This is a genomic window from Pigmentiphaga soli (genome assembly GCF_039541095.1).
Classification (GTDB): Bacteria; Pseudomonadota; Gammaproteobacteria; order Burkholderiales; family Burkholderiaceae_B; genus Pigmentiphaga; species Pigmentiphaga soli.
Genome location: NZ_BAABFO010000002.1, coordinates 160,825 through 184,620, shown reverse-complemented (window position 1 = coordinate 184,620; position 23,796 = coordinate 160,825). Strand labels below are relative to the sequence as shown.

General features: G+C 69.2%; 24 protein-coding genes. 8 read left to right on the top strand and 16 right to left on the bottom strand.

Annotated elements, in window-relative coordinates:
• Positions 1–12: 12 nt before the first annotated feature.
• A complete protein-coding gene (locus tag ABD927_RS03255; protein ID WP_345246278.1) occupies positions 13–1,545 on the top strand; it encodes a S41 family peptidase in 1,533 nt (510 codons plus the stop codon).
• Positions 1,542–2,297, top strand: a complete 756-nt coding sequence (locus ABD927_RS03250; RefSeq protein WP_345246276.1) for a HesA/MoeB/ThiF family protein — start codon at positions 1,542–1,544, stop codon at positions 2,295–2,297. The genes ABD927_RS03255 and ABD927_RS03250 overlap by 4 nt, the downstream gene beginning before the upstream one ends.
• Before the next feature lie 228 nt (positions 2,298–2,525).
• Here ABD927_RS03250 and slmA read toward each other — a convergent pair whose 3' ends face one another.
• From slmA to ABD927_RS03225, 5 genes are all read right to left on the bottom strand, one after another.
• Positions 2,526–3,104 carry a nucleoid occlusion factor SlmA gene (gene slmA / locus ABD927_RS03245; protein WP_345246274.1) on the bottom strand — a complete coding sequence of 193 codons (579 nt, stop codon included), beginning with the start codon at positions 3,102–3,104 and terminating at the stop codon, positions 2,526–2,528.
• Positions 3,105–3,164: 60 nt separating this feature from the next.
• Positions 3,165–3,974 carry a pyrimidine 5'-nucleotidase gene (locus tag ABD927_RS03240; protein ID WP_345246272.1) on the bottom strand — a complete coding sequence of 270 codons (810 nt, stop codon included), beginning with the start codon at positions 3,972–3,974 and terminating at the stop codon, positions 3,165–3,167.
• Positions 3,974–4,903, bottom strand: a complete 930-nt coding sequence (gene argB / locus ABD927_RS03235; protein ID WP_345246270.1) for an acetylglutamate kinase — start codon at positions 4,901–4,903, stop codon at positions 3,974–3,976. The genes ABD927_RS03240 and argB overlap by 1 nt, the downstream gene beginning before the upstream one ends.
• Positions 4,904–5,078: 175 nt before the next feature.
• Positions 5,079–6,236: an alpha-hydroxy acid oxidase gene (locus ABD927_RS03230; RefSeq protein ID WP_345246268.1), complete on the bottom strand. Its 1,158-nt coding sequence runs from the start codon at positions 6,234–6,236 to the stop codon at positions 5,079–5,081.
• Positions 6,233–7,261: a Bug family tripartite tricarboxylate transporter substrate binding protein gene (locus tag ABD927_RS03225; RefSeq protein WP_345246266.1), complete on the bottom strand. Its 1,029-nt coding sequence runs from the start codon at positions 7,259–7,261 to the stop codon at positions 6,233–6,235. The genes ABD927_RS03230 and ABD927_RS03225 overlap by 4 nt, the downstream gene beginning before the upstream one ends.
• A 219-nt stretch (positions 7,262–7,480) precedes the next feature.
• Here ABD927_RS03225 and ABD927_RS03220 point away from each other — a divergent pair, with 219 nt between their 5' ends.
• Positions 7,481–8,401: a LysR family transcriptional regulator gene (locus ABD927_RS03220; RefSeq protein ID WP_345246265.1), complete on the top strand. Its 921-nt coding sequence runs from the start codon at positions 7,481–7,483 to the stop codon at positions 8,399–8,401.
• 39 nt (positions 8,402–8,440) lie between these two features.
• Here ABD927_RS03220 and ABD927_RS03215 read toward each other — a convergent pair whose 3' ends face one another.
• Positions 8,441–8,866, bottom strand: coding sequence for a nuclear transport factor 2 family protein (locus ABD927_RS03215; protein ID WP_345246263.1), 426 nt, complete (start codon positions 8,864–8,866; stop codon positions 8,441–8,443).
• A gap of 74 nt (positions 8,867–8,940) precedes the next feature.
• Complete coding sequence (locus ABD927_RS03210; protein ID WP_345246261.1) at positions 8,941–9,834, bottom strand: TauD/TfdA dioxygenase family protein; 894 nt, start codon at positions 9,832–9,834, stop codon at positions 8,941–8,943.
• Positions 9,835–10,407: 573 nt separating this feature from the next.
• On the opposite strand from ABD927_RS03210, the gene ABD927_RS03205 reads away from it, so the two are divergent.
• The 4 genes from ABD927_RS03205 (at position 10,408) to ABD927_RS03190 (ending at position 13,850) form a co-directional block, all read left to right on the top strand.
• Positions 10,408–12,639, top strand: coding sequence for a heavy metal translocating P-type ATPase (locus tag ABD927_RS03205; protein WP_425570172.1), 2,232 nt, complete (start codon positions 10,408–10,410; stop codon positions 12,637–12,639).
• A 17-nt stretch (positions 12,640–12,656) separates the two neighbouring features.
• Positions 12,657–13,094: a Cu(I)-responsive transcriptional regulator gene (cueR, locus tag ABD927_RS03200; protein ID WP_345246257.1), complete on the top strand. Its 438-nt coding sequence runs from the start codon at positions 12,657–12,659 to the stop codon at positions 13,092–13,094.
• A gap of 110 nt (positions 13,095–13,204) precedes the next feature.
• Positions 13,205–13,441: an AbrB/MazE/SpoVT family DNA-binding domain-containing protein gene (locus tag ABD927_RS03195; RefSeq protein WP_345246255.1), complete on the top strand. Its 237-nt coding sequence runs from the start codon at positions 13,205–13,207 to the stop codon at positions 13,439–13,441.
• The gene (locus tag ABD927_RS03190) at positions 13,428–13,850 is read left to right on the top strand and encodes a PIN domain-containing protein (RefSeq protein WP_345246253.1); all 423 of its coding nucleotides are present in this window, start codon (positions 13,428–13,430) and stop codon (positions 13,848–13,850) included. Before ABD927_RS03195 ends, ABD927_RS03190 begins: the two co-directional genes overlap by 14 nt.
• 35 nt (positions 13,851–13,885) lie before the next feature.
• Here the strand turns inward: ABD927_RS03190 and hslU are convergent, their stop codons facing one another.
• Both hslU and hslV read right to left on the bottom strand, forming a co-directional pair.
• Positions 13,886–15,202, bottom strand: a complete 1,317-nt coding sequence (gene hslU / locus ABD927_RS03185) for an ATP-dependent protease ATPase subunit HslU (RefSeq protein ID WP_345246488.1) — start codon at positions 15,200–15,202, stop codon at positions 13,886–13,888.
• 5 nt (positions 15,203–15,207) lie between these two features.
• Positions 15,208–15,744, bottom strand: coding sequence for an ATP-dependent protease subunit HslV (gene hslV / locus ABD927_RS03180; RefSeq protein WP_345246251.1), 537 nt, complete (start codon positions 15,742–15,744; stop codon positions 15,208–15,210).
• 191 nt (positions 15,745–15,935) lie between these two features.
• Between hslV and ABD927_RS03175 the strand changes: the two genes are divergently transcribed.
• A complete protein-coding gene (locus ABD927_RS03175; RefSeq protein WP_345246249.1) occupies positions 15,936–17,249 on the top strand; it encodes a Glu/Leu/Phe/Val family dehydrogenase in 1,314 nt (437 codons plus the stop codon).
• Between the two features lie 148 nt (positions 17,250–17,397).
• Here the strand turns inward: ABD927_RS03175 and dksA are convergent, their stop codons facing one another.
• The 7 genes from dksA to dapF form a co-directional block, all read right to left on the bottom strand.
• Positions 17,398–17,829, bottom strand: coding sequence for an RNA polymerase-binding protein DksA (gene dksA, locus ABD927_RS03170; RefSeq protein WP_345246246.1), 432 nt, complete (start codon positions 17,827–17,829; stop codon positions 17,398–17,400).
• 94 nt (positions 17,830–17,923) lie between these two features.
• Positions 17,924–19,030 carry a CobW family GTP-binding protein gene (locus tag ABD927_RS03165; protein WP_345246244.1) on the bottom strand — a complete coding sequence of 369 codons (1,107 nt, stop codon included), beginning with the start codon at positions 19,028–19,030 and terminating at the stop codon, positions 17,924–17,926.
• The gene (locus tag ABD927_RS03160) at positions 19,027–19,539 is read right to left on the bottom strand and encodes a Fur family transcriptional regulator (RefSeq protein WP_345246242.1); all 513 of its coding nucleotides are present in this window, start codon (positions 19,537–19,539) and stop codon (positions 19,027–19,029) included. The genes ABD927_RS03165 and ABD927_RS03160 overlap by 4 nt, the downstream gene beginning before the upstream one ends.
• Positions 19,540–19,835: 296 nt before the next feature.
• Positions 19,836–21,029 (bottom strand): class I SAM-dependent rRNA methyltransferase, encoded by a 1,194-nt coding sequence (locus ABD927_RS03155; protein WP_345246240.1) that lies wholly within the window; start codon positions 21,027–21,029, stop codon positions 19,836–19,838.
• Complete coding sequence (gene xerC / locus ABD927_RS03150; RefSeq protein ID WP_425570159.1) at positions 21,022–22,089, bottom strand: tyrosine recombinase XerC; 1,068 nt, start codon at positions 22,087–22,089, stop codon at positions 21,022–21,024. Before xerC ends, ABD927_RS03155 begins: the two co-directional genes overlap by 8 nt.
• Before the next feature lie 81 nt (positions 22,090–22,170).
• Positions 22,171–22,839 (bottom strand): DUF484 family protein, encoded by a 669-nt coding sequence (locus tag ABD927_RS03145; protein WP_345246236.1) that lies wholly within the window; start codon positions 22,837–22,839, stop codon positions 22,171–22,173.
• A gap of 53 nt (positions 22,840–22,892) precedes the next feature.
• A complete protein-coding gene (gene dapF, locus ABD927_RS03140) occupies positions 22,893–23,768 on the bottom strand; it encodes a diaminopimelate epimerase (RefSeq protein WP_345246234.1) in 876 nt (291 codons plus the stop codon).
• Between the last annotated feature and the right edge of the window lie 28 nt (positions 23,769–23,796).

Sequence of the window (23,796 nt, the reverse complement as noted above, 5' to 3'; positions counted from 1 at the left end):
CCGGAGGAATACATGGGCAGCAGCAAAAGCAAATTTCGCAGTGTCGGCCTGGTCGGCATGGGCGTGATCGCCGGCATCCTGGTCAGCGTCGGTCTGACCGCGGTCGCACAGCGCGAAACCCGTGGCCCATTGCCCCTCGAAGAACTGCGGCAGTTCTCGATGGTGTTCGACACCATCAAGAAGCACTACGTCGAGCCGGTCGACGACAAGACGCTGATCGACGGCGCCATCGCCGGCATGCTGTCCGACCTGGACCCGCACTCGGCCTATCTCGACCCCGACGCCTACCGCGAAATGCAGACCGCCACCCAGGGCGAGTTCGGCGGCCTGGGCATCGAGGTCGGCACCGAAGACGGCTTCGTCAAGGTCATCTCCCCCATCGAAGACACCCCCGCCGCCCGCGCCGGCGTCAAGGCGGGCGACCTGATCGTCAAGATCGACGACAAGTCCACCAAGGGCCTGCTGCTGAACGACGCCGTCAAGCTGATGCGCGGCAAGCCCAAGACCAGCATCGTGCTGACCCTGGTGCGCAAGGATGTCGAAAAGCCGCTGGTGCTGACCATCCAGCGCGACATCATCAAGGTGCAGAGCGTGCGCAGCAAGATGCTGGAATCCGGCACCGGCTACGTGCGCATCGCCCAGTTCCAGGAGCAGACCGGCGCCGACCTCGTCACCCACCTCGAACGCCTGGGCAAGAACGGCGCGCCCAAGTCGCTGATCCTGGACCTGCGCAACGACCCGGGCGGCCTGCTGCACAGCGCGATCGGCGTGGCCTCGGCCTTCCTGCCGCCCGACACGCTGGTGGTCTCCACCAAGGGCCGCACGCCGGATGCCCAGCGCACCTACGAAACCGTGCCGGCCGACTACCTACGCGGCCGCGACGACTACATCAAGCGCCTGCCCGCCTGGGCGCGCACGGTGCCGCTGGTGGTGCTGGTCAATGCCGGCTCGGCCTCGGCCTCGGAAATCGTGGCCGGCGCGCTGCAGGACCAGAAGCGCGCCAAGGTGCTGGGCACGCAGACCTTCGGCAAGGGCTCGGTGCAGGTGATCCTGCCGATCTCGCGCGATTCGGCCATCAAGCTGACCACCTCGCGCTACTACACGCCCAGCGGCAACTCGATCCAGGCGCAGGGCATCGTGCCGGACTACTCGGTTACCGAAACGGCCACCGGCGACCTGTTCGAACGGCCGCGCGAGGCCGACCTGGCCAAGCACTTGAGCAATGACCGCGATCCCAACCACGAGATCAAGTCGGCCCCGCTCGACCCCGCCAAGGCGGCCGAGCAGCGCGCCATCAAGCCGATCGAGCTGGGCGGTCCGGACGACTTCCAGCTGCAGCAGGCGCTGAACCTGCTGGAAGGCAAGCCGGTGCAGCTGGCCAAGGCGGAAGACGTGGCCAAGGCCGCCGCCGAGGTGGCCGAGCGCAACAAGACCCCGGCGCAGAAGGCAGAGGAAGCCAAGCCGGCGCCGGTCGCGCCCACCACGCCGCCCGACAAGGCCGTGCCCGCCCCCGCGCCTGCGCCCGCCCCCTCCCCGGCGCAGTGAACGACGACCAGCTGCTGCGGTACTCGCGGCACATCCTGCTCGACGACCTCGGGGTCGAAGGGCAGGAGCGGCTGCTGGGGGCCCGGGCGCTGATCGTGGGCGCCGGCGGCCTCGGCTCGCCGGCCGCGCTCTACCTGGCCTCGGCCGGCGTGGGCACCCTGGTGCTGGCCGATGACGACCGTGTCGACCTGACCAACCTGCAGCGCCAGATCCTGCATACCACCGAGCGCGTCGGCCAGTACAAGGCCGAATCCGGCCGCCAGGCGCTGGCCGCCATCAATCCCACCATCGCGATCGAAACGCTGGTGCTGCGGCTCGACGGCGAGGCGCTCGACGCCCAGGTGGCGGCGGCCGACGTGGTGCTAGACTGCACCGACAACTTCGCCACCCGCCACGCCATCAACCGCGCCTGCGTGCGGCACCGCACGCCGCTGGTATCGGGCGCGGCGATCCGTTTCGACGGCCAGGTGAGCGCCTTCGACCTGCGGCGCGACGACGCGCCGTGCTATCACTGCCTGTTCCCCGACGACGAAGACGTCGAAGAAGTGCGCTGCGCCACCATGGGCGTATTCGCGCCGCTGGTAGGCATCATCGGCGCCACCCAGGCGGCCGAGGCCATCAAGGTGCTGACCGGCGCCGGCACCGGGCTGACGGGACGCCTCTTGATGCTCGATGCCCTGCGCATGCACTGGCATGAAGTCCGGGTGGCGCGTGATCCCGGGTGTACGGTGTGTGGGCGGCGGGTGGATTGATTATTGCGCGGGCGGGATAGCGTTCTTTAGGCGTTCGGAGCCCGTTGGGCGGGCCTGTGGGGCGCATAGGAGGCGAGCGGGGCGCACGCGAAGGAAGGGCCCGGACGGGCCCGTACGAGCGGGCCGAAGCGGTGTCCGGAAGCCCCCCGAGGGGCTGAAGGACCGACTCCTCTCAGCGCCTCACAGGCCCGCCCCCACCCCGGCGGACGCTCAAGAACTCAAGAACCATCAAGCCAACAAAATCCGCATCTGAGTATCCAGATATTCGGTAGGCGGCTTTTTCCAGGCGTTCTTGGCATACCGATGCCACCGCCCGAGCACGAAGTGCAGGATCAGGTTGGCCCGCGCGTGGATGTCGTCGGTGGGCGGCAGTTCGTTGAGGGCCAGCGCAGTGCGCAGGCACTGCCGCAGCGAGGCCTCGATGCGGTCGAAGAACTGGTTCATGCGCTCCTGGAGCCGGTCGTCTTCCGACACCAGGGCGTCGCCGATCAGCACCCGCGTCATGCCGCGGTTGCGCTCCGAGAACGACAGCAGCATCACGATGGCCTTGCGGGTCTGCACCACGCCGCTGGTCTCGGTTTCGGCGATGACGTTCATCAGGCCGAAAATCGAATTCTCGATGAATTCGATCAAACCCTCGAACATCTGCGCCTTGCTCGCGAAATGCCGGTACAGGGCCGCTTCCGACACCTGCAGGCGAGCCGCCAGCGCGGCGGTGGTGATGCGTTCCCCTTTGGGATGCTCGAGCATCTCGGCCAGGGTATTGAGGATTTGGGTCTTACGTTCACCCGACTTACTTGCGGCCATGTCGTGGTTGAATCCGTTCAGTAGAGATTCGCCGCCCGGCCGGTGTGATGTAAGAGCGAGCTATGTTCGCCGGATCGCGCGAGTCTGTAACAATAAGTGACTGACGGAGTTTACTGTAAGACCGACGCAAATCGGGCGTCCGTGATGAAAATTAGCAAAAGGCGTACCCCGGTGACGGACATAAACCGTACACATCCCGGCTCTCTTTGCTCCCTTCAGATTGGCCACGGTGTCCTCCACCAGTACCGCGCGGTGGGGACTCACTCCTTCGTGCGCCATGACGTGCCGCATCAGTGCGACCGAGGGTTTGACGTGGAAATCACCGTGGAAGCGCATGTCTTCCACCGCCCACATGCTGTCGAAGCAATGCAGGATGCCCAGATGCCTGAGAATGCTGCGGGCGTAGTTGTGCGGGGCGTTGGTGAGCAACACCTTCCGGCCCGGCAGCCGTGACAGACGGTTACGCAAATCCTTGTCGGCCCGCACCAGCGGCCTGACGTCGAAATTGTGACTCCGGTGCAGGAATTCCGCCGACGACACGCCGTGGTGCCGCACCATGCCGATCAGCGTGGCGCCGTAGCGCTGCCAGTAGCGCTTGCGCAGCGCCGTGGCTTCTTCCCGGCTCAGGTTCAGCGTTTCCATGACGGCCTCGGTCATGGAAAGGTCGATGTGGGAAAAGATCGCGTGGGAAGCGTCGTGCAGCGTGTTGTCGAGGTCGAAGAACCAGACCGGGCGCGTGTCGCCCGGCGGCCGGCGGCTCCGGCGCACCCGGCCCAGCGGACGGCGGATCTGCGTGCGGTACTCGGCCGACAGCGCCGGCACGCCGGTGGCGGCGGCCGCGACCTGGCTGACCAGCAGCGTTTTCGTCATCAGTGCGAACGGATCATCGTGCCGACCCCCTGGGCCGTCAGGATCTCCAGCAGCAGACAGTGCTCGACGCGGCCGTCGACGATGTGGACCGAATTGACGCCGCTCTTGGCGGCTTCCAGCGCCGAGGAGATCTTAGGCAGCATGCCGCCGGAGATGGTGCCGTCGGCGAACAGTTCGTCGATGCGCGCCGCCGTCAGGCCGGTCAGCAGGTTGCCGCTCTTGTCGAGCACGCCGGGGGTGTTGGTCATCATCACCAGCTTTTCGGCGCGCAGCACCTCGGCGATCTTGCCGGCCACCAGGTCGGCGTTGATGTTGTAGGCCAGGCCGTCGTCGCCGAAACCGATGGGCGAGATGACGGGGATGAACTGGTCGTCCTGCAGCGCCTTGACCACCGAAGGATCGATCGACGCGATCTCGCCCACGAAGCCGAGGTCGAAGTGCGCGCCGGGGTTGTTCTTGTCTGGCATCAGCATCTTGCGGGCGCGGATCAGGCCGCCGTCCTTGCCGGTCAGGCCCACCGCCTTGCCGCCGAACTCGTTGATCATCATCACGATGTCCTGCTGCACCTGGCCGCCCAGCACCCATTCGACCACTTCCATGGTCTCGGCGTCGGTCACCCGCATGCCCTGCACGAAGGTGCCCTGCTTGCCGACGCGCTTCAAGGCGTCGTCGATCTGCGGGCCGCCGCCGTGCACCACCACCGGGTTCAGGCCCACCAGCTTGAGCAGCACCACGTCGTGCGCGAAGCCGCGCTGCAGGCGCTCGTCGGTCATGGCGTTGCCGCCGTACTTGACCACGATGGTCTTGCCGTGGAAGCGGCGGATGTAGGGCAGCGCCTCGGCCAGCACGCTGGCCTTGACGCCGGGCGTGAGCGCGGCGATGGGGCTGTGCGGATCGGACAGCAGGTCTTGGGCGGTGGTGTCGGTCATGGCGGGTCCGGAAGGTCTGCGGCGGCCGGCGGCCGCGGAGCGCTTGACCCGAATTGTAGCGAGTCCGGGGGCCGCCAAGGGCCGGCCGGCGGGCCTTGCGCGCCCCGGCGGCGAAGGGCGCGGCGAAGGGCGCGGCGACCGCGCAACGCCGCCGGGCGGCGGCGCGCGCGGGCCGTCAGCGGAACAGGAAGCGCGGGCCCAGCTCGCGGATGTCGGGGCAGCCGATCAGCCCCAGCACGCGGCGGATTTCCTCGTGCAGCAAGTGCAGCACGCGTTCGGCGCCGGCCTGCCCGCCCGCGGCCACGCCGTACAGCGTGGCGCGGCCGACCAGCACCGCGTGCGCGCCCAGCGCGATCGCCTTTACGGCGTCGCTGCCGCGCATGATGCCGCTGTCGAGCAGCACCGGGAAACGCCCGCCCATGCGCTCGACGATGCCGGGCAGCGCGTCCAGCGGCGCGATGCTGCTGTCGAGCATGCGGCCGCCATGGTTGGACACGATCACGCCGTCGGCGCCGCAGGCCACGGCCATCGCGGCGTCGTCCGGGTGCAGGATGCCCTTGACCAGCAGCGGTCCGGTCCACAGCTTGCGCAGTTCGCGCAGGTCGTTCCAGTCCAGCGAATCGGTCTTGGCCATCGCCCGGCCCAACGGCTTGGCGGTGATCGAGCCTCGCATCGCCGCCGGGTAGTTCTCGTATTGCGGCATGCCGGTGGACGCCAGGTAGCGCAGCAGCACCGAGCACAGCCAGCGCGGGTGCAGCGCCACGTCGCGCACGTTGCGCGCCGAGAAGCGGAACGGGATGCTGAAGCCGTTGCGGAAGTTGTACTCTCGGTTGGACGGCACGGCGGTATCCACCGTGACCACCAGCGCCTCGTAGCCGGCCGCCTGGGCGCGGCGCACGAGTTCGTACGACAGTTCCTTCTGCGGCCACATGTACAGCTGGAACCACAGCCGGCCGCCGGCCTGCTGCGCCACTCGCTCCATCGAGGTGAGCGAGCCGGTGGCCACCGTGAACGGGATCCCGGCCTGGGCGGCGGCGCGCGCCAGCGCTACCTCGCCGTCGTACCACATCAGCCCGGCGGCGCCGGTCGGGCCGATCGCCAGCGGGAACGGCATCGCCTTGCCGAACAGCTCGACGGCGGCGCTGCGCTTGGAAACGTCGACCAGCGTGCGCGGCACCAGCTTCCACTGGTCGAACGCCGCGCGGTTGCTGGCCAGCGCCACTTCGTCTTCGGTACCGCGGTCGACGAACTCGAACAGGCCCTTCGGCAGGCGCCGCTTGGCGAGCGCCCGGAAATCGAAGGTGTTGTAGGCGGTCGCTACGGCTCGGCTCATTGCAGCGACGTCTGGGTCTGCTTCAGCAGGGCCTTGTACTGGGTCGAGTCGCGGACCAGCATGGCGCGCAGCTCGTCGGGCGTGGAGGTGCGGACTTCCATCCCTTGCGCGGCCAGCGTGTCGACGATGTGCTGGGTCTTGGCGGCCTTGACCACGGCGTCGTTCAGGCGGGCCACCACGTCCTTCGGCGTGCCGGCCGGCGCGATCACGCCCTGCCAGGTCTGCGCCTCGAAGCCGGGCAGGCCGCTTTCGGCCACGGTGGGCACGTTGGGCGTGGCCGGCGAGCGGTGGGCACCAGTGGTGGCGATCAGGTTCAGGCGGCCGGCGCTGACGTGTTCCATATTGCCCACCAGCGAGCTGAACATGATGTCGACGCGGCCGGCCAGCAGGTCGGTCATGGCCGGGCCGGTGCCCTTGTACGGCACGTGCACCATGTCGATCTTGGCGGCGTTGGCGAAGGCGGCGCCGGCCAGGTGCTGGGCCGAGCCGTTGCCCGACGAGGCGAAGTTGATCTTGCCCGGGTTGGCGCGGGCGTAGGCGATCAGTTCCTGCACCGTCTTGATGCCGAGCTTGGGCGTGACCAGGATGCCGAGCGACTGCACGGTGGTCAGTCCGATAGGCTGGAAGTCCTTGACCGGGTCGTAGGTGGGCTGGTCGTGCAGCAGCGGGGTGATGACGAAAGCGTTGGTGCCGAACAGCAGCGTGTAGCCGTCGGCCGGCGAACGGCGGACCGACTCGGTGCCCACCAGCGTGCCGCCGCCGGCGCGGTTTTCCAGCACCACGGTCTGGCCGAGCTGCTGCGACATCTCCTGCGCCAGCATGCGGCCGACGATGTCGGTGGCGCCGCCGGGGGCGTAGGCCACCACCATCCGCAGCGGGTGGGACGGGAAGGCGTCGGCCGCGGGAGCGGCCTGGGCCACGGCCAGGCTGCCCAGCAGGACGGCAGCCAGGCGCGCCAGCAGCGTGGCCGGGCGGCGGGCTTGCGCAGGGGCGACGCCGATGCGCAGGGTCGAGGTATGGAACATTATTGTCTCCAGAGGGAAAGAGATTGGGCGGCCGCGCGCGGGGCGGCCTTGCTGTGGCGCCGTCGAGCTGCGCATCCACGGCGGCGCAGGCGGTGTGCCTGCCCGGGATGCCGGCGACGCTCGAATCGGGAAACAACGTCAAACCGCGATTATTGGCAGCCGGGAGCCGGCCAGCAAGGCGCCAGTGCTAAATTAGGAATTTCGATTCTGGAAACCGACGTGGACGAATTGACATGTTTGCGCGTGTTCCTGGAGGTCGCGCGGCGCAACAGCTTCGCCGGCGCGGCCCAGCATTTCGGCGTGTCGCGCGCCACCTGCACCAAGCAGGTGGCCTGGCTGGAACGCTCGCTCGGCGCCAAGCTGCTGAACCGGACCACCAAGCAGCTGGGCCTGACGCGGGCCGGGCTGCAGGTGGTGGAAAACGCCGCCGGCCTGCTGGAGCGCTACGACGAATTGCGCGAATCGGTGCGCAACCTGTCGGGCGACGTGGCCGGCGTGATCCGGGTCGGCGTGCCGCCGGCGTTCGGCACCCGGCGGCTGCTGCCGGTGGTGAACGAATTCTACGAGAAATACCCGGACATCCAGATCGCGCTCAGCCTGCTGACGGTGCGCAAGCACGAAACCTTCGTCGAGCAGGGGCTGGACGTGGGCATCATCATCGTGCCGATGCTGAAGGATGCCAGTTTCATCGCCATCCCGCTGGCCGAGGCGCGGCAGGCGCTGGTGGCCTCGCCCGCCTACCTGGCGCGTCACGGGCCGATCGAGAAACCGCAGGATCTGCTGGACTGCAACTGCCTGATCAACTGGAACAAGTCGCCCACGGCCAACTGGAGCTTCACCGGGCCGCAGGGGCCGGTCACCGTGCGCGTGCAGGGCTCGCTGCGGGCCGACTTCGGCGACGCGCTGAAGGAAGCGGCGCTGGAAGGCATGGGCGTCTCGATGCATCCGTACTACATGCTGGCCGAGGAGATCGAGCGCGGGGAACTGGTGGTGGTGCTGCCGGACTACGAGCCGTCGGGGCTGGAGGTGTACGCGATCTATTCGTCGCGCAGGAACCTGCCGGTACGAGTCCAGCTGTTCCTGGATTTCCTGAAGGAATGGGCCAAACGGCCCAAGCCATGGGACCCTTCCACGCGCTGACGCGCGCCCTCCCGGGGGCGCGCGTCAGCGCGTAGGGGGTCACCCAAACCTGCGGGAGGAACGCATTTCTTCGATCAGCCAGCGGCCATCGGCGGCGCGCTTCAGGCGGTCCCGGTAGACCGAGATGGACAGCAGGGTGTCGAGCGGGGCGGGGCCGGTGGCGCCGGGCGGGGCGTCGTAGCGGTAGACCAGCGCGATGTAGCGGACGTCGGCCTCGTCGGGGCCGCGCACGTCCACCACCATGTTCTGCATCATGTGGGCGGTGATGCGGCCGGCGGGACGCTCGGCCAGCGCCGCGCGCACGGCGGCCGGGCCTTTCAGCACCTTGCCCTGCCGGTGCCAGACGCCGTCCTCGGCGATCGTGTTGGCGACGGTTTCGAAATCGGAATCATCGAGCGCGGCGTAGAAGCGATGGATCGTCTGCTCGCACTCGACGATGGCGGCCGCTTTTTCCAATGGGCTCATCGTGTCTCCAATCAGTGATTCAGGTATCAGGGTGCCGCCGATCCGGCCGGCACCGCCCTCCGGGGGAGCGCGCGTCAGCGCGTAGGGGAGAGCCCGAACCCCGGATCGAACACGCGGTCTGCCAGCACCTGGCAGCGCTTGATCAGGCGGTGTTCGTGCGGCTCGTAGTCGGGCCAGGCGTTGTGCAGCGTGCCGATGTGGTCCCACATCAGGACGTCGCCTTCCGTCCACTGGTGAGTGTACTGGTATTTCTGCTGCAGCTGATGCGCGAACAGCCGGGCCAGCAGCTCGTCGCTCTCGGCCTCGCTCACCTCGTTGATGCGGATCGCGTAGCCGGGGTTGCAGTACAGCACCTTGCGGCCGGTCAGCGGGTGCGTGAGGAATACCGGATGCACCGACGGGGGCCGCTTGGCGCGCTGCTCGGGCGTGAGCGGCGGGCGCTCGCTGCCGGGCCGGGTGCGCATGTTTTCCCAGAACTTGTTGAAATCGTGGGTGGCGGTGGCGTCCTTCAGGCGGATCTTCAGCTCCTCCGGCAGGTCGCGGTAGGCGGCCTGCATATTGGCAAAGCTGGTCGAGCCCAGCGCGCGGCCGTCGCGGCGCGGCACCTCGATCGCGTACAGCACGTTCACGAAGCCCACCGTGCGGTTGTACGACATGTCGGTGTGCCAGTCCTGGCCGGCGTCGGCGATGCCGATCGGCTTGCCGTCCACGACGATATTGGAAAGAATGCTGACTTCCGGAATGCCCGGTTCGTTGAAGGACGACACGCCCGTCTGCAGGCTGCCGAAACGGGCCGAGAAGGCCTTCAGCGCGGCGGCATCCAGCTGCTGCGCCGGGAAGCGCAGCACCCCGTATTCTCCGAGGGCCCGCAGCAGCGCGGCGAACGCCTCCGGCGCCAGTTCGCGCGACAGGTCGAGACCGCTGACGGTGGCCCCCAGGACTTGGCCGGTAGGCTCGATGTGCATCATGTTTTTTCCTTCGATGAACGTAGCGACATGCGAGCGTTCATCTTAGGGCGACGGCCCCGGCTTGGGTAACCCGCCGGCCGCAAACTTGTAATTTCCAGATTGGAAACCAAGACCGTGCGAGGCGGGCATCGGCTGGCGGCTTTTCCACTGGCCTTCCACAGCCTGTCCACCGCTTTCTCCACCAGTTCTCCACCACCTTGTCCCCCGCCCCATCCACAGGATCGCGCACCGGCGGTCCACAGCCTTGTCCACCGCGAAACGGGGTTTGTCCACTGCGGACGGGCGGGTTGCCCACATGAAGTCCACAGCGTATCCACAGCTCTTCCACCGCCTTTTCACCGGCAATCCACAGGCGCTTCCCCTGGGAATCCACAGCCTGTCCACAAGGCCGTCCACAGGCTTCCCACAGACTTGTCCAAAGACTTGTACACAACGGAGGGCGAACCGGACCGCATCAGGCTTGACCTTGACATGATGTTAAGCTCGACGATGACCGACATGCAGTCTTCCGGGTCCCTCGCCGTGAACGCCGTCTCCCCCTTTCGCCCTACCCACCGCTTCGCCATCGGCGGCATGACTTGCGCCTCGTGCGTGAAACGGGTCGAACGCAGCCTGGGCAAGGTGGCGGACGTCCGGCGGGTGTCGGTCAACCTGGCCACCGAGCAGGCCCACGTCGAGGCGCCCGGCGTGGACGCGGCCGCGCTGCAGGCGGCGGTGGAGAAAGCCGGCTACCAGGCCATCCTGATCGCCGGCGACGCCCCGGCGGCCGCCGCGCATGCCGAATCGGGCGCGGCCGTGGCCATGGCGGCGCTGCTGACCGCGCCGCTGCTGCTGCCGATGCTGGCGATGGCGGCCGGGTCCGGCTGGGCGCTGCCGGCCTGGCTGCAATGGCTGCTGGCCACGCCGCTGCAATTCGGCTTCGGCGCGCGCTTCTACAAGGCGGGCTACAAGGCCGTGCGGGCGCGCGCCGGCAATATGGACCTGCTGGTCGCGCTGGGCACCAGCGCGGCCTACGGGCTGTCGCTGTGGCAATGGCTGGGAACGGCGGGGCATCACGGCGCGCCGCACCTGTATTTCGAGGCCTCGGCCGCCGTCATCACGCTGGTACGGCTGGGCAAGTGGCTGGAAGCTCGCGCCCGGCGCCAGACGGCGCAGGCCCTGCGCGCGCTGCAGAGCCTGCGGCCCGATACGGCCCGCGTGCGCGGCGCCGACGGCCGGGAAAGCGAGGTGCCGATCGCCCGCGTCGCGGTGGGCGACGTCGTCGTGGTACGGCCCGGCGGCCGCATTCCGGTCGACGGCGAGGTGGTGGAAGGAAGCAGCCAGGCCGATGAATCGATGCTCACCGGCGAAAGCCGGCCGCAGGACAAGCGCCCCGGCGACAAGGTGACCGGCGGTTCGGTCAACGGCGCCGGGCTGCTGTGCGTGCGCACCACGGCCACCGGCGGCCAGACCACGCTGGCGCGCATCGTGCGGCTGGTGGAAGACGCGCAGGCGGCCAAGCCGCCGCTGCAGCGCGCGGTGGACCGCGTCAGCGCCGTCTTCGTGCCGGTCGTGCTGGCGATCGCGCTGCTGACACTGCTGGGCTGGGGGCTGGCGGCGCACGACTGGCCGCAGGCCGTGCTCGACGCCGTTTCGGTGCTGGTGATCGCCTGCCCTTGCGCGCTGGGCCTGGCCACGCCGGCCGCCGTCATGGCCGGCACCGGCGCGGCGGCGCGGCGCGGCATCCTGATCCGCGACGGCGAGGCGCTGGAAACGGCGTACCGGGTCGATTGCGTGGCGTTCGACAAGACCGGCACGCTGACGGCCGGGCGGCCGGCGCTGGCGGCGGTCGAGCCGGCTGCCGGGCTGTCGCGCGGCGAGGTGCTGGCGCTGGCGGCGGCGGTGCAGCGCGGCAGCGAACATGCGCTGGCGCGCGCCACGGTCCAGGCATGGGAACGGCTGCCGGCGCAGGAGCGGTCCGTGGCGGCGGCGCCGGCGGCCACCTCATTGCAGGCGCTGCCCGGCCGCGGCCTGGCGGCCCGCGTGGGTGCGCGGCGGGTCTGGCTGGGCAATGACGCGCTGATGGCGGAACTGGGCATCGACGTCTGCGCGCTGCATGCGGCGGCCACGGCCGCGGAGAACGACGGCCTTACCGTATCGTGGCTGGCGGCGGCCGGCGAAGCGGGCCCCGCCACTGCGCCCGCGGACGGCGCGGACGTGCCGCCGGCCTCGACGGCGGCAAGGAATGGGCAAATTCCCGCGCTGCTGGGCATGCTGACGTTCGGCGACGCCGTGCGGCCGGAGTCGGCGGCCGCGGTCGCGCAGCTCAGGCGGCAGCGCATCCACGTCGTCCTGCTGACCGGAGACAACGCCGGCAGCGCCGCCGCCGTGGCGCGGCAGACCGGCATCGAACAGGTGGAAAGCCGCCTGCTGCCGGCCGGCAAGGTCCGTGCCGTCGAGGCGCTGCGCGGCGCGGGCTATCGCGTGGCGATGGTGGGCGACGGCATCAACGACGCGCCGGCGCTGGCGGCGGCCGACGTCGGCATCGCGCTGGCCGGCGGCACCGACGTCGCGATGCAGACCGCCGGCATCACGCTGATGCGCGACGACCCGCGGCTGGTGGCCGACGCGATCGACATCTCGCGCCGCACCACCCGCAAGATCCACCAGAACCTGTTCTGGGCCTTCGTCTACAACGTCATCGGCCTGCCGCTGGCCGCGCTCGGCTGGTTGAATCCGGTACTGGCCGGCACCGCGATGGCGCTGAGCAGCGTCTGCGTGGTCGGCAACGCCCTGCTGCTGCGCCGCTGGCGGCCGCGCGCATAGATCCAGGAGATCGAGCCATGAAAACCTTCAACATCGGCCAGGCGGCCGCCGCCTCCGGCGTATCGGCCAAGATGATCCGCCACTACGAATCGATCGGCCTGATCCGGCCCGCCCGCCGCACCGAAGCCGGCTACCGCCTGTACGGCGACACCGACGTGCACACGCTGCGCTTCATCCGCAACGCGCGCGACCTCGGCTTTTCCATCGCCCAGATCGACACCCTGCTGCGCCTGTGGGCCGACCGCGGCCGCCCCAGCGCCGACGTCAAGCAAGTGGCGCTGGCCCACATCCGCGACCTCGACGACAAGATCCGCGGCCTGCAGGCCATGAAGACCACGCTGGAAGACCTGGCGGACCGCTGCCACGGCGACCACCGGCCCGACTGCCCCATCCTGGCAGGGCTGGCCGGGGCGGCGCCGGGCGCCGATGCCCCGGAATGCGAACACTGCGGCTGAGCCGCGCCGGTCCCGCCCCCGGCAAGACGGGATGATCCCGTCCTGACCTCTTCTTGCGCCCCGACTTGGTAGATATACAATGCTGACGTATATCCAAAGAGTAGATGTCCATGCAAGTGGCAAAGTGGGGCAATAGCCTGGCGGTACGGCTGCCGGCCGGCGTCGTCAAGGCGCTGGAACTGCAGGAAGGCGACGACATCGAGATCGTGATCGACGACCCTCGCCGCTTCGCGGTTCGCCGCAAGGCTGCCGGCGACGACGCCCGGCTGGCGCGCCTGCGGGCATTCCGCGGCAGGCTGCCGGCCGATTTCAGCTTCAGCCGCGACGACGCCAATGCCTCCGGCTAGATCGCGCAGCTTTCTGGACAGCAATGTGGTGCTGTACCTGCTGTCGGCCGACGCCGGCAAGGCCGACGGCGCCGAAGCGCTGTTGTGGCAGGGCGCGGTCATCAGCGTGCAGGTGCTCAACGAAGTCGCCAGCGTATGCACGCGTAAACTCGGCATGCGCTGGGATGACGTCGGGCAGTTCCTGGAACTGGTCCGCAGCTTCTGCAAGGTCGTGCCGTTGACGGTGGACGTGCACGACTGCGCGCGCCGGTTCGCGCAGCGCCATGGCATGTCGTTCTACGACGCCTGCATCGCGGCTGCCGCCGCCGTCGAAGGGTGCAGGACGCTCTACAGCGAAGGCCTGCACCATGGGCTGGTCATCGACGGCGCGCTGACGGTGCGCAATCCGTTCGCGGCGCCGGGGCGATAGCGCCCCGGCGCCGGCCCGATCCTATCGATCGGAGATCAGAGCACGTAGCGCGCGAGGTCTTCCTGCGCCGCCGTTTCCGCCAGCTGCGCGTTCACGTAGGCGGCGTCCACCCGCACCGCCTCGCCGCTGCGGCGGCCGGCGTCGAAGGACAGTTCTTCGAGCAGTTTTTCCATCACGGTGTACAGCCGCCGCGCGCCGATGTTCTCGGTCTTCTCGTTGACGGCGAACGCCAGTTCGGCCAGCCGTTCGATGCCGTCGTCGGTGAATTCGAGCCTGACGTCTTCGGTGGCCAGCAGCGCCGTGTACTGCTTGGTCAGCGAGGCGTCGGTGGCCGACAGGATGCGCACGAAATCCTTGCTGGTCAGCGATTCCAGCTCGACCCGGATCGGGAACCGGCCTTGCAGCTCGGGGATCAGGTCGGACGGCCGCGACAGGTGGAAGGCGCCCGAGGCGATGAACAGGATGTGGTCGGTGCGCACCACGCCGTACTTGGTGTTGACGGCCGTGCCCTCCACCAGCGGCAGCAGGTCGCGCTGCACGCCCTGGCGCGAGACGTCGGAGCCGGAGGTTTCCTGCCGGGTGGCGATCTTGTCGACCTCGTCGATGAACACGATGCCGTTCTGCTCGGCGCTGGCCAGCGCCTTGGCGCGCAGCTCTTCCTCGTTCACGCGGCGCGCCGCCTCTTCGTCCACCAGCAGCTTGAACGCCTCTTTCACGCGCAGTTTGCGCGCCTTTTTGCGGCCCTGCGCCATGCCGGCGAACATGCCGCGGATCTGCTCGGTCATCTCTTCCATGCCGGGCGGCGCCATGATTTCCATCGCCGGCGCCTGCTGCGCCACTTCCACCTCGATCTCCAGCTCGTCGAGCTGGCCTTCGCGCAGGCGCTTGCGGAAGGTCTGGCGGGCGGCGCTGTCGGTGCGCAGCGGCTGGCCCGAGGCGTCGCGCGCGGGGGTGACCAGCACGTCGAGGATGCGGTCCTCGGCGGCGTCTTCGGCCTGCGTGCGCACGCGCCGCATCTCGGCCTCGCGCACCTGCTTGACCGCCACTTCGGCCAGGTCGCGGATGATGGTGTCGACGTCGCGGCCCACGTAGCCCACTTCGGTAAACTTGGTGGCCTCGACCTTGACGAACGGCGCGTCGGCCAGCTTGGCCAGGCGGCGCGCGATCTCCGTCTTGCCGACGCCGGTGGGGCCGATCATCAGGATGTTCTTGGGATGAATCTCGTGGCGCAGCGGTTCGGGCACCTGCTGGCGCCGCCAGCGGTTGCGCAGCGCGATGGCCACGGCGCGCTTGGCGCGTTCCTGGCCGACGATATACTTGTCGAGTTCGGAAACGATCTCGCCGGGCGTCATCATGTTCATTCCAGCACCTCGATAGTGTGATGCTGATTGGTGTAGATGCACAGATCGCCGGCGATGCCGAGCGACTTGGCCACGATTTCCTCGGGCGGCAGCTCGGTGTTCTGCAGCAGCGCCAGCCCGGCCGACTGCGCGTAGGCGCCGCCCGAGCCGATGGCGGCCAGCCCGTGCTCGGGTTCCAGCACGTCGCCATTGCCGGTCAGCACCAGGGTGGACGAGCGGTCGGCCACGATCAGCATGGCCTCGAGCCGCCGCAGCACGCGGTCGGTGCGCCAGTCGCGGGTCAGGTCGACCGCGGCGCGCAGCAGATGGCCCTGGTGCTTTTCCAGCTTGCCTTCGAACCGCTCGATCAGCGTGAACGCATCGGCGGTGGCGCCGGCGAAGCCCGCCAGCACCGAATCCTTGTACAGGCGACGCACTTTGCGCGCGCTGCCTTTCATCACGATATTGCCCAGGGTGACCTGACCGTCGCCGCCGAGCGCCACGCGGTTGCCGCGGCGCACGCTGATGATGGTCGTCCCGTGAAACTGTTCCATCGATGGTTCCATAGCTTGCTCTGTCGTTGGCAGATGGGGGCGGGCGGGCGGCACGCAATAGCCGGCCGGAAAAATCTTCCCTTGGCGGCGGCACGGCGCTACCGTGGAATACGGAATTTACAGAACGCAAACCACGCAGGAAAAGTCTGTTTACCTCAACCGCCGCGGCATGCGGCCCGAGGACCCACGCCATGACCGATACCATTCCAATCCCCCCGCCCGCCGAACGCGGATCGAGCACGCTTTCCTTCCTCAACCCCGCCGCCCCCGAGCCGTGGGCCAGCTTCGTCGAGCAGATCGACCGGGTCACGCCCTACCTGGGCGGGCTGGCCCGCTGGGCCGAAACGATGAAACGCCCGAAACGGATGATGGTGGTGGACGTGCCCATCATTCGCGACGACGGCAGCGTCGCGCACTACGAAGGCTACCGCGTGCAGCACAATCTGTCGCGCGGCCCCGGCAAGGGCGGAACGCGCTATCACCCGGCAGTCAACCTGAACGAGGTGATGGCGCTGGCCGGCTGGATGACGGTCAAGAATGCGGCACTGAACCTGCCGTACGGCGGCGCCAAGGGCGGCGTGCGCATCGACCCCCACCTGCATTCGCAGGGCGAGCTGGAGCGCGTCACCCGCCGCTATACCTCCGAGATCGGCGCCTTCATCGGGCCGGACCGCGACATCCCGGCGCCCGACGTCGGCACCAACGAGCAGACCATGGCGTGGATGATGGACACCTACGCCATGAACACCGGCGTCACGGCCACCGGCGTCGTGACCGGCAAGCCGATTCCGCTGGGCGGTTCGCTAGGGCGCCACGAGGCGACCGGGCGCGGCGTGTTCCTGGCCGCCCGGGAAGCGGGCCGACACCGCGGCATCGATCCGCGCGGCGCCCGCGTCGCGGTCCAGGGTTTCGGCAATGTCGGCGGCATGGCGGCCAGGATGTTCTTCGAGGCCGGCTCGCGCGTGATCGCCCTGCAGGACCATTCGGCCACGCTGTACCGGGACGCGGGCATCGACGTGCATGCCGCGCTGGCCCACGTGGCGGCGCACGGCCGCCTGGAAGGCTTCGAGGGCGCGGAAACGATCGGCGACGACGACTACTGGCAGCTGCCGATGGACTTCTTCGTGCCGGCCGCGCTGGAAGGGCAGCTGGTGGCGGAACGCGCGCGCAAGCTGCAGGCCAGGATCGTGGTGGAAGGCGCCAACGGGCCGACCACGCCGGCGGCCGACGACATCCTGCAGGAGCGCGGGATCCTGGTGGTGCCCGACGTGCTGGCCAACGCCGGCGGCGTGGCCGTGTCGTATTTCGAATGGGTGCAGGACTTCTCCAGCTTCTTCTGGACCGAAGAAGAGATCAACCAGCGCCTGGAGCGCATCATGGTCGGCGCCTTCGACAGCATCTGGAAGCTGGCGGCCGAACGCAAGACGTCGCTGCGCACGGCGACCTTCATCGTGGCGTGCCAGCGGGTGCTGGCGGCGCGCGAGCAGCGCGGGCTGTATCCCTGACGGGTCGGCCGTGCGCGGCGCGTGGCGGGTACCGCCGCGCGCGGCCCGGCGCCGGCGCATGGCACCGCGCATAAAAAAACCGGCGAACGCATCGCCGGCCTCTCGCCTCAGGCGCGGCCGCCCCGCGTAAGGGAGCGGCGGCCCGGGATCAATCGCCGTACAGCTTCTGCCGCAGTTCGCGCCGCTGCTGGGCTTCCAGCGATAGCGTGGCGGTGGGCCGCGCCAGCAGGCGGGCCACGCCGATGGGCTCGCCGGTTTCCTCGCACCAGCCGTATTCGCCGGACTCGATGTGTTCGAGCGCCTGCTGCACCTTTTTCAGCAGCTTGCGCTCGCGGTCGCGGGTACGCAGTTCCAGCGCGTGCTCTTCCTCGATCGTGGCGCGATCGGCGGGATCGGGCACGAACGGGGTTTCGCGCAGGTGCTCGGTGGTCTGCCCCGCGTTCTGCAACAGCTCGCGTTCGAGCGCCTGGAGCCGGCTCTTGAAGAAGGCGAGCTGCGCCTCGTTCATGTAGTCGCTCTCTGGCATGGCCAGGATTTCTTCTTCGGACAGGCCGCCTGCCGGGGCCGCTTGTTGGGTCAATACGCTTTCCAAAGCGTCCTCCTGGTTCACTTCTTGGGATTTGCTTGCCGCTTTCGTTGCCATCAAAGTACTCCGCGAGGCGTATCGGTTCTGGTCAAGACGCTAGGCACTGCTCCAGGCCGTGGGTGAAGATGTCCTTCGGCAGGTTGCGGCCGATGAACACCATCTTGGTGGAACGCTTCTCGCCGGGGGCCCAGGCCCGGCCGACGTCGGCGCCCATCAGCATGTGCACGCCCTGGAACAGCATGCGGCGGTTCACGCCCTGCATGTACAAGATGCCCTTGTACCGCAATAAATCGGTGCCGTACACCTGGACGATGCCGCCCAGGAATTCCTCCAGCTTCAGGGAATCGAACGGCTTGTCGGACTTGAACACGAAGGCGCCGATCGCGTCGTCGTGATGGTGGTGGTGGTGATGATGATGGTGATGATCGTGGTCGTGGCCATGGTCGTGGTCATGATCATGATCGTGGCCATGGGCGTGATCGTGGCCATGGTCATCGTCGACCGCGTCGGGATGCACCTCGGCCAGGAACTCGGGGTCGATGTCGAGGATCGAGTTCAGGTTGAAGCCGTTGATGTCGATGATCTGCTTCAGGTCGACTTCGCCGAAGTTGACCGGCGTGATCTGCGCGCGCGGGTTGATCCGCACCAGCCGCGACCGCAGCGCCTGGTATTCGTCGTCGCTGACCAGGTCCACCTTGGACACCAGCAGCCGGTCGGCGAAGCCCACCTGGTTCAGCGCTTCGGGCTGCTCGTCCAGGGTCTGCATGCCGTGCTTGGCGTCGACCACGGTCACCACGGCGTCGAGCCGGAAGTAGTTGGCGACGTCGTCGTCCATGAAGAAGGTCTGGCACACCGGGCCGGGGTTGGCCATGCCGGTGGTCTCGATGATGACGCGCTCGAAATTCAGCTTGCCGGCGCGCCGCTTGGCCTTCAGGTCGATCAGGATGCGCACCAGGTCGCCGCGCACGGTGCAGCAGATGCAGCCGTTGTTCATCTCGACGATTTCTTCGTCGCGGTCCTGGATCAGCAGGTCGTTGTCGACGCCTTCGGGCCCGAACTCGTTCTCGATGACGGCCACGCGGCGGCCATGGTATTCGTTCAGGATCCGGTTCAGCAGCGTGGTCTTGCCGGCACCGAGGAAACCGGTCAGGATCATGACCGGGACTTGCTTGGGAATGTTATCCGCCGCACTCATTTGACTGACTCCTTGCGCAATGCTTGACTGCCGCGCGGGCGCGAACGCCGCGCGGACGCGGCGTGCAGCGACTCGGCGCAGGCGGGGCACAGCCCGCGCACCACGACGTCGACTTCACGCCCTTCGAACCCGGCGGGCAGCCGGGCCAGATTCTGTTCGACGCCGACCGGGGCGTCGATGCAAAACATGCGGCGGCACACGTCGCACTGGAAGTGCCCGTGCGGCTCGCCGTGGTGATCGTGGCCGTGGCGCGCGTCGTCTTCGGCATGCCGGGCGACGCTGAAGCGCCAGACGCGGTCTTCGCCGGCGATGCGGTGGGCCAGGCCGGTCTGCACCAGCCACTCCAGCACCCGGTAGGCGGTGACCCGGTCCACCGAACCGATGCGGTCCAGCAGCTCCTGGTGCGACAGCGCGCTGGACGAAGCCATCAGGCCCGCGAGCACGCGCACCCGCGTGGCGGTCACCCGCGCGCCCTGGGTGCGAATCGCTTCGCGAGCTTGCTCTTCCAACGCGTTCTCCTATGCCCGCCGGCCAAATCCACAGCCCCACCAAAAGCCGGCAACGCCATCCAGGGCGCCGCGGATCCGGCTCCGCCGGTCCGCCAGCGCCGCCCCCTTGAGGGGATGCGGCCGAAGGCCGCGCGGGGGTGGGCTCAAAAAGCAGCGAACGGTGTAACACGAAATGCCGCCGGCAGGCGTTGGATATGTGTCCAAAGGAGGGGAATTCAAGGCCGCAGGGCCATTCTGTAACGTCCGCGGCGCGAAAAGCCGCTGCCAGCGCGCCGGAAGGACTCCGCCCCCCCTCCTCAGACCCGCTGCAGCAGCAGCCCCTTCAGGTATTCCCCCTCCGGATGGGTCATCCGCACCGGATGGTCGATGCCGGCGCCCAGCCGGTCCAGCAGGACGAAATCCAGCCGCGAGTCGATCGCCGCGCCGGCCACGATCTTCTGGAACAGGACCGGATCGACGGCCCCCGAGCACGAGAAGGTCAGCAGGTAGCCGCCAGGGCGAACCAGCTGCATGCCCTTGAGGTTGACGTCCTTGTAGGCGCGCGCGGCGCGCTCCACATGCTGGGCCGAGGGCGCGAACTTGGGCGGGTCCAGCACCACGATGTCGAACCGGCGCCCTTCGGCGGCCAGCGCGCGCTGGGCGTCGGCCACCTTGGCGACGCGGCATTCGAAGGCGGTGGCCGGGATGCCGTTGCGTTCGGCGTTGCGGGCCGCGGCCTGCAGCGCGTCGGCCGAGGAATCGACCGAAATGGCATGGGCGGCGCCGGCGCGCAGTGCCGCCAGCGAAAAGCCGCCGGTGTACGAGAAGCAGTTCAGCACGGTGGCCGACGGGCCGATGGCGGCCGCCAGTTCGGCCACGCGGCGGCGGCTTTCGCGCTGGTCGAGGTAGAAGCCGGTCTTGTGGCCGCCGATCACGTCCACCCCGTAGCGCACGCCGTCTTCCACGATCTCCACCCCGGCCTCGGGCGCCGGGCCGCGCAGGGCGCCGGTGCGCGGCGCCAGGCCTTCGCGCTCGCGCACCGCGGCGTCGGAGCGTTCGTAGACCCGGCCGCAGCCGGTGGCGGCCGCCAGGGCGTCGACCAGCGCGTCGCGCCAGCGCTCCACGCCGGCGGCCAGGAACTGGACCACCAGCTGGCCGGCATAGCGGTCGGCCACGAAGCCCGGCAGCGCGTCGGCCTCGCCGAATACCAGCCGCACGCCGTCGGTGCGGGAAGCCAGCGTGCGCCGGCGGCCCACCGCGTCGGCCACCCGCGCGGCCATCCAGGCCTCGTCGATGCGGGCCTCGGGGTCGAAGCTCCAGCAGCGCACCCGGATCTGCGAGGCCGGGCTGAAGGCGCCCCAGGCCAGGAAGCGGCCCTGGGCGTCGACCACCCGGACGGTGTCGCCCGGCTGCGGATTGCCGGTTGCCTGCGCCACCGCGGTGGCATAGACCCAGGGATGGCGGCGCAGCAGGGATTTCTCCTTGCCGGGCCGCAGAACCACGTCAATCATGCTTGTCCTGTTCGTCGTCGGCGCCGGCCGGCGCGCTCCCCACCCGCGCGGCGCGCGGATGGGCCTTGTCGTAGACCTTGGCCAGGTGCTGGAAGTCCAGCCGGGTATAGATCTGGGTGGTGGAAATGCTGGCATGGCCCAGCATTTCCTGTACCGCGCGCAGGTCTTCGGCCGACTGCAGCACGTGGCTGGCGAAGCTGTGGCGCAAGACGTGCGGATGCACGTGGGCCGGCACGCCGGAGGCCTTGGCCCATGCGGCCAGCCGCTCCTGCACCACGCGCGGCGCGATGCGCCGGCCACGCCGGCCGAGGAACAGCGCATGCGGGTCGAGCCCGGGCCGCGCCAGCGCCGGCCGCTCCGCCAGCCAGGCGCGCAGGGCATCGGCGGCCTGGCTGCCGACCGGCACCGTGCGCCGCTTGCCGCCCTTGCCCAGCACCGATACCTCGGCCTGCTCCAGGTCGAGCCAGCCGGCCGATTCGTAGCCCGGCTCGCGCGCGTAGCCGGCGTCGAGCCCGGTCAGCTCGGACAGCCGCAATCCGCTCGAATAGAACAGCTCGAACATCGCGCGGTCGCGCGCCAGCACCGCGCGCGCTTGCGGGCCGTCGTCGGCCGCCACGGGCTCGTGTTCGAGCAGCGCCTGGGCCTGCTCCACCGACAGCGCCTTGGGCAGGCCGCGCGGCGCCTTCGGCGGCCTCAGCCCCGCCACCGGATTGGCCGCCAGCCCGGCGCGCGGCGCCCACCACTGGTAGAAGCCGCGCCAGCCGGCCACCGTGCGCGCCAGCGTGCGCGGCCCCAGCCCGCGCGCATGCAGCTGGCCGAGAAAGCGGCGCACATGGCCCGGCGACAGGTTTTCCAGCGGCAGCGGGCCGGCCAGTTCGACCAGCCGCGCGAGGTCGCGGCGATAGGCTTCGAGGGTATGGCCCGAATAGCGGCGCGATCCGCGCAGGTACTCCAGCCACTGGGCCACCGCGGGCGGCGGCGACGATGCAAACGGCTCAGCCACGGCGCAATTCCTCTTGGTTTTCCACGACGCCACGCACCTTCGCCAGCGCCTCCCCATCCAGGATGCGACGGATCCGGCTCCGCCGGTCCGCCCGCATCGCCCCCTTGAGGGGGCGCGCGAAGCGCGTAGGGGGTGGGCTCACCCCAACAAGCGCGACAACGACGCGCTTGCCAATTCGCCGATGCGCGACAGGAAGGCGGTGCCCATCGACGGCGTGAAGCGGTCGGCGTCGGCCGAAGCCAGCGCCAGCAGCCCGAAGGCCTGCGGCGCGGCGCCCACGCGCAGCGCGATCAGGGCGATCGAGCGCGCCTCGCCATCCAGCCAGCCGGCGGCCTCGAAACCGGTGTTGGGGCCGCAGTACGGCGCCGTGAGATTGTCGGCGAAGGCCTTGGCGTCGGCCGACACGTCGGCCTGCCAGGGCTCGCCGGCCACGCCTTCGCACGGCGCCCAGATGCGCAGCGCCACCAGCGGCACGCTGAAGACCTCGGCCAGGCCGCCGGCGACCGCGTCCGGCAGGCCGGCCGCCGCGCGCGCCTTCAACAGGCCGCGGCACCACAGCAGCAGGCGATCGGAAATGTGCTCGTTCTCGGCCGCGGCGCGCACCAGCTCGGCCACCCGCAGCTCCATCAGACGCACCTTTTCGCGCAGCGTCAGCACCTGCCGTTCCGACAGCGAGATCGCCCGCCCTTCGTGCGGATGCGGCACGCGCATCGAGGTGAACAGGTCGGCGTGCTGGTCGAAGAAGTCGGGATGATCGCGCAGATACTGCGCAACGGCGTTGGCGTCCATGTCTTGGTTGGCATCCATTTCCAGTAATCCATCAAAAGCCCGCATGCGGGCGCAATGCAGCGCGCAGACCGCTACCCCAGCAGGCGATCGACGTCGACGCAGCCTTCGAACACCGTGACGGCCGGCCCGGTCATCAGCAGCTGTTCGCCGTCCCAGGCAATGGTCAGCACGCCGCCGCGCGTCTGCACCGCCACCGGCGAATCGAGCAGGCCGCGGCGGATGCCGGCGGCCACCGCCGCGCAGGCGCCGGTGCCGCAGGCCAGCGTTTCGCCCGAGCCGCGCTCGTACACGCGCAGCCGGATGCGGTGGCGGTCCACCACCTGCATGAAGCCGGCGTTGACGCGCCGCGGGAAGCGCGGATGGCTTTCGACGCGCGGGCCGACCGAGGCCACCGGGGCGGCGTCGACGTCGTCCACGACCTGTACCGCGTGCGGATTCGAAATGCCCACCACCGACACCCACACGATGCGTTCGGGGCCGCTGCCGCCCGACACGTCGAGCGGCCACAGGTCGTCCTGCCCTTCGCGGCGCGGCGCCAGGCCGGCGCTGTCGAACGGCACCGCGGCCGGCTCGAAGCTGGTGCGGCCCATGTCGACGCTGACCTCGCCGTCGTCGCGTTCGGTCAGCACGATGATGCCGGTGCAGATCTCGGCCCGCACCGGGTTGCGGTCGGTCAGGCCTTTCTCGCGGACGAAGCGCACGAAGCAGCGCGCGCCGTTGCCGCAGTGTTCGACCTCGCCGCCGTCGGCATTGAAGATGCGATAGCGGAAATCGGCATCGGCCCGCGTGGCGGGCTCGACCAGCAGGATCTGGTCGGCGCCGATGCCGAACTGCCGGTGGGCGAGCTTGCGCGCGCGCTCGGCGGTGAGATGGATGCTCTGCCGGACGCCGTCGAGAACGACGAAATCGTTGCCGGCGCCGTGCATTTTGGTGAAGTGCCAGTTCATGCGCGGATTATCGCATTTGCGCGCCGGG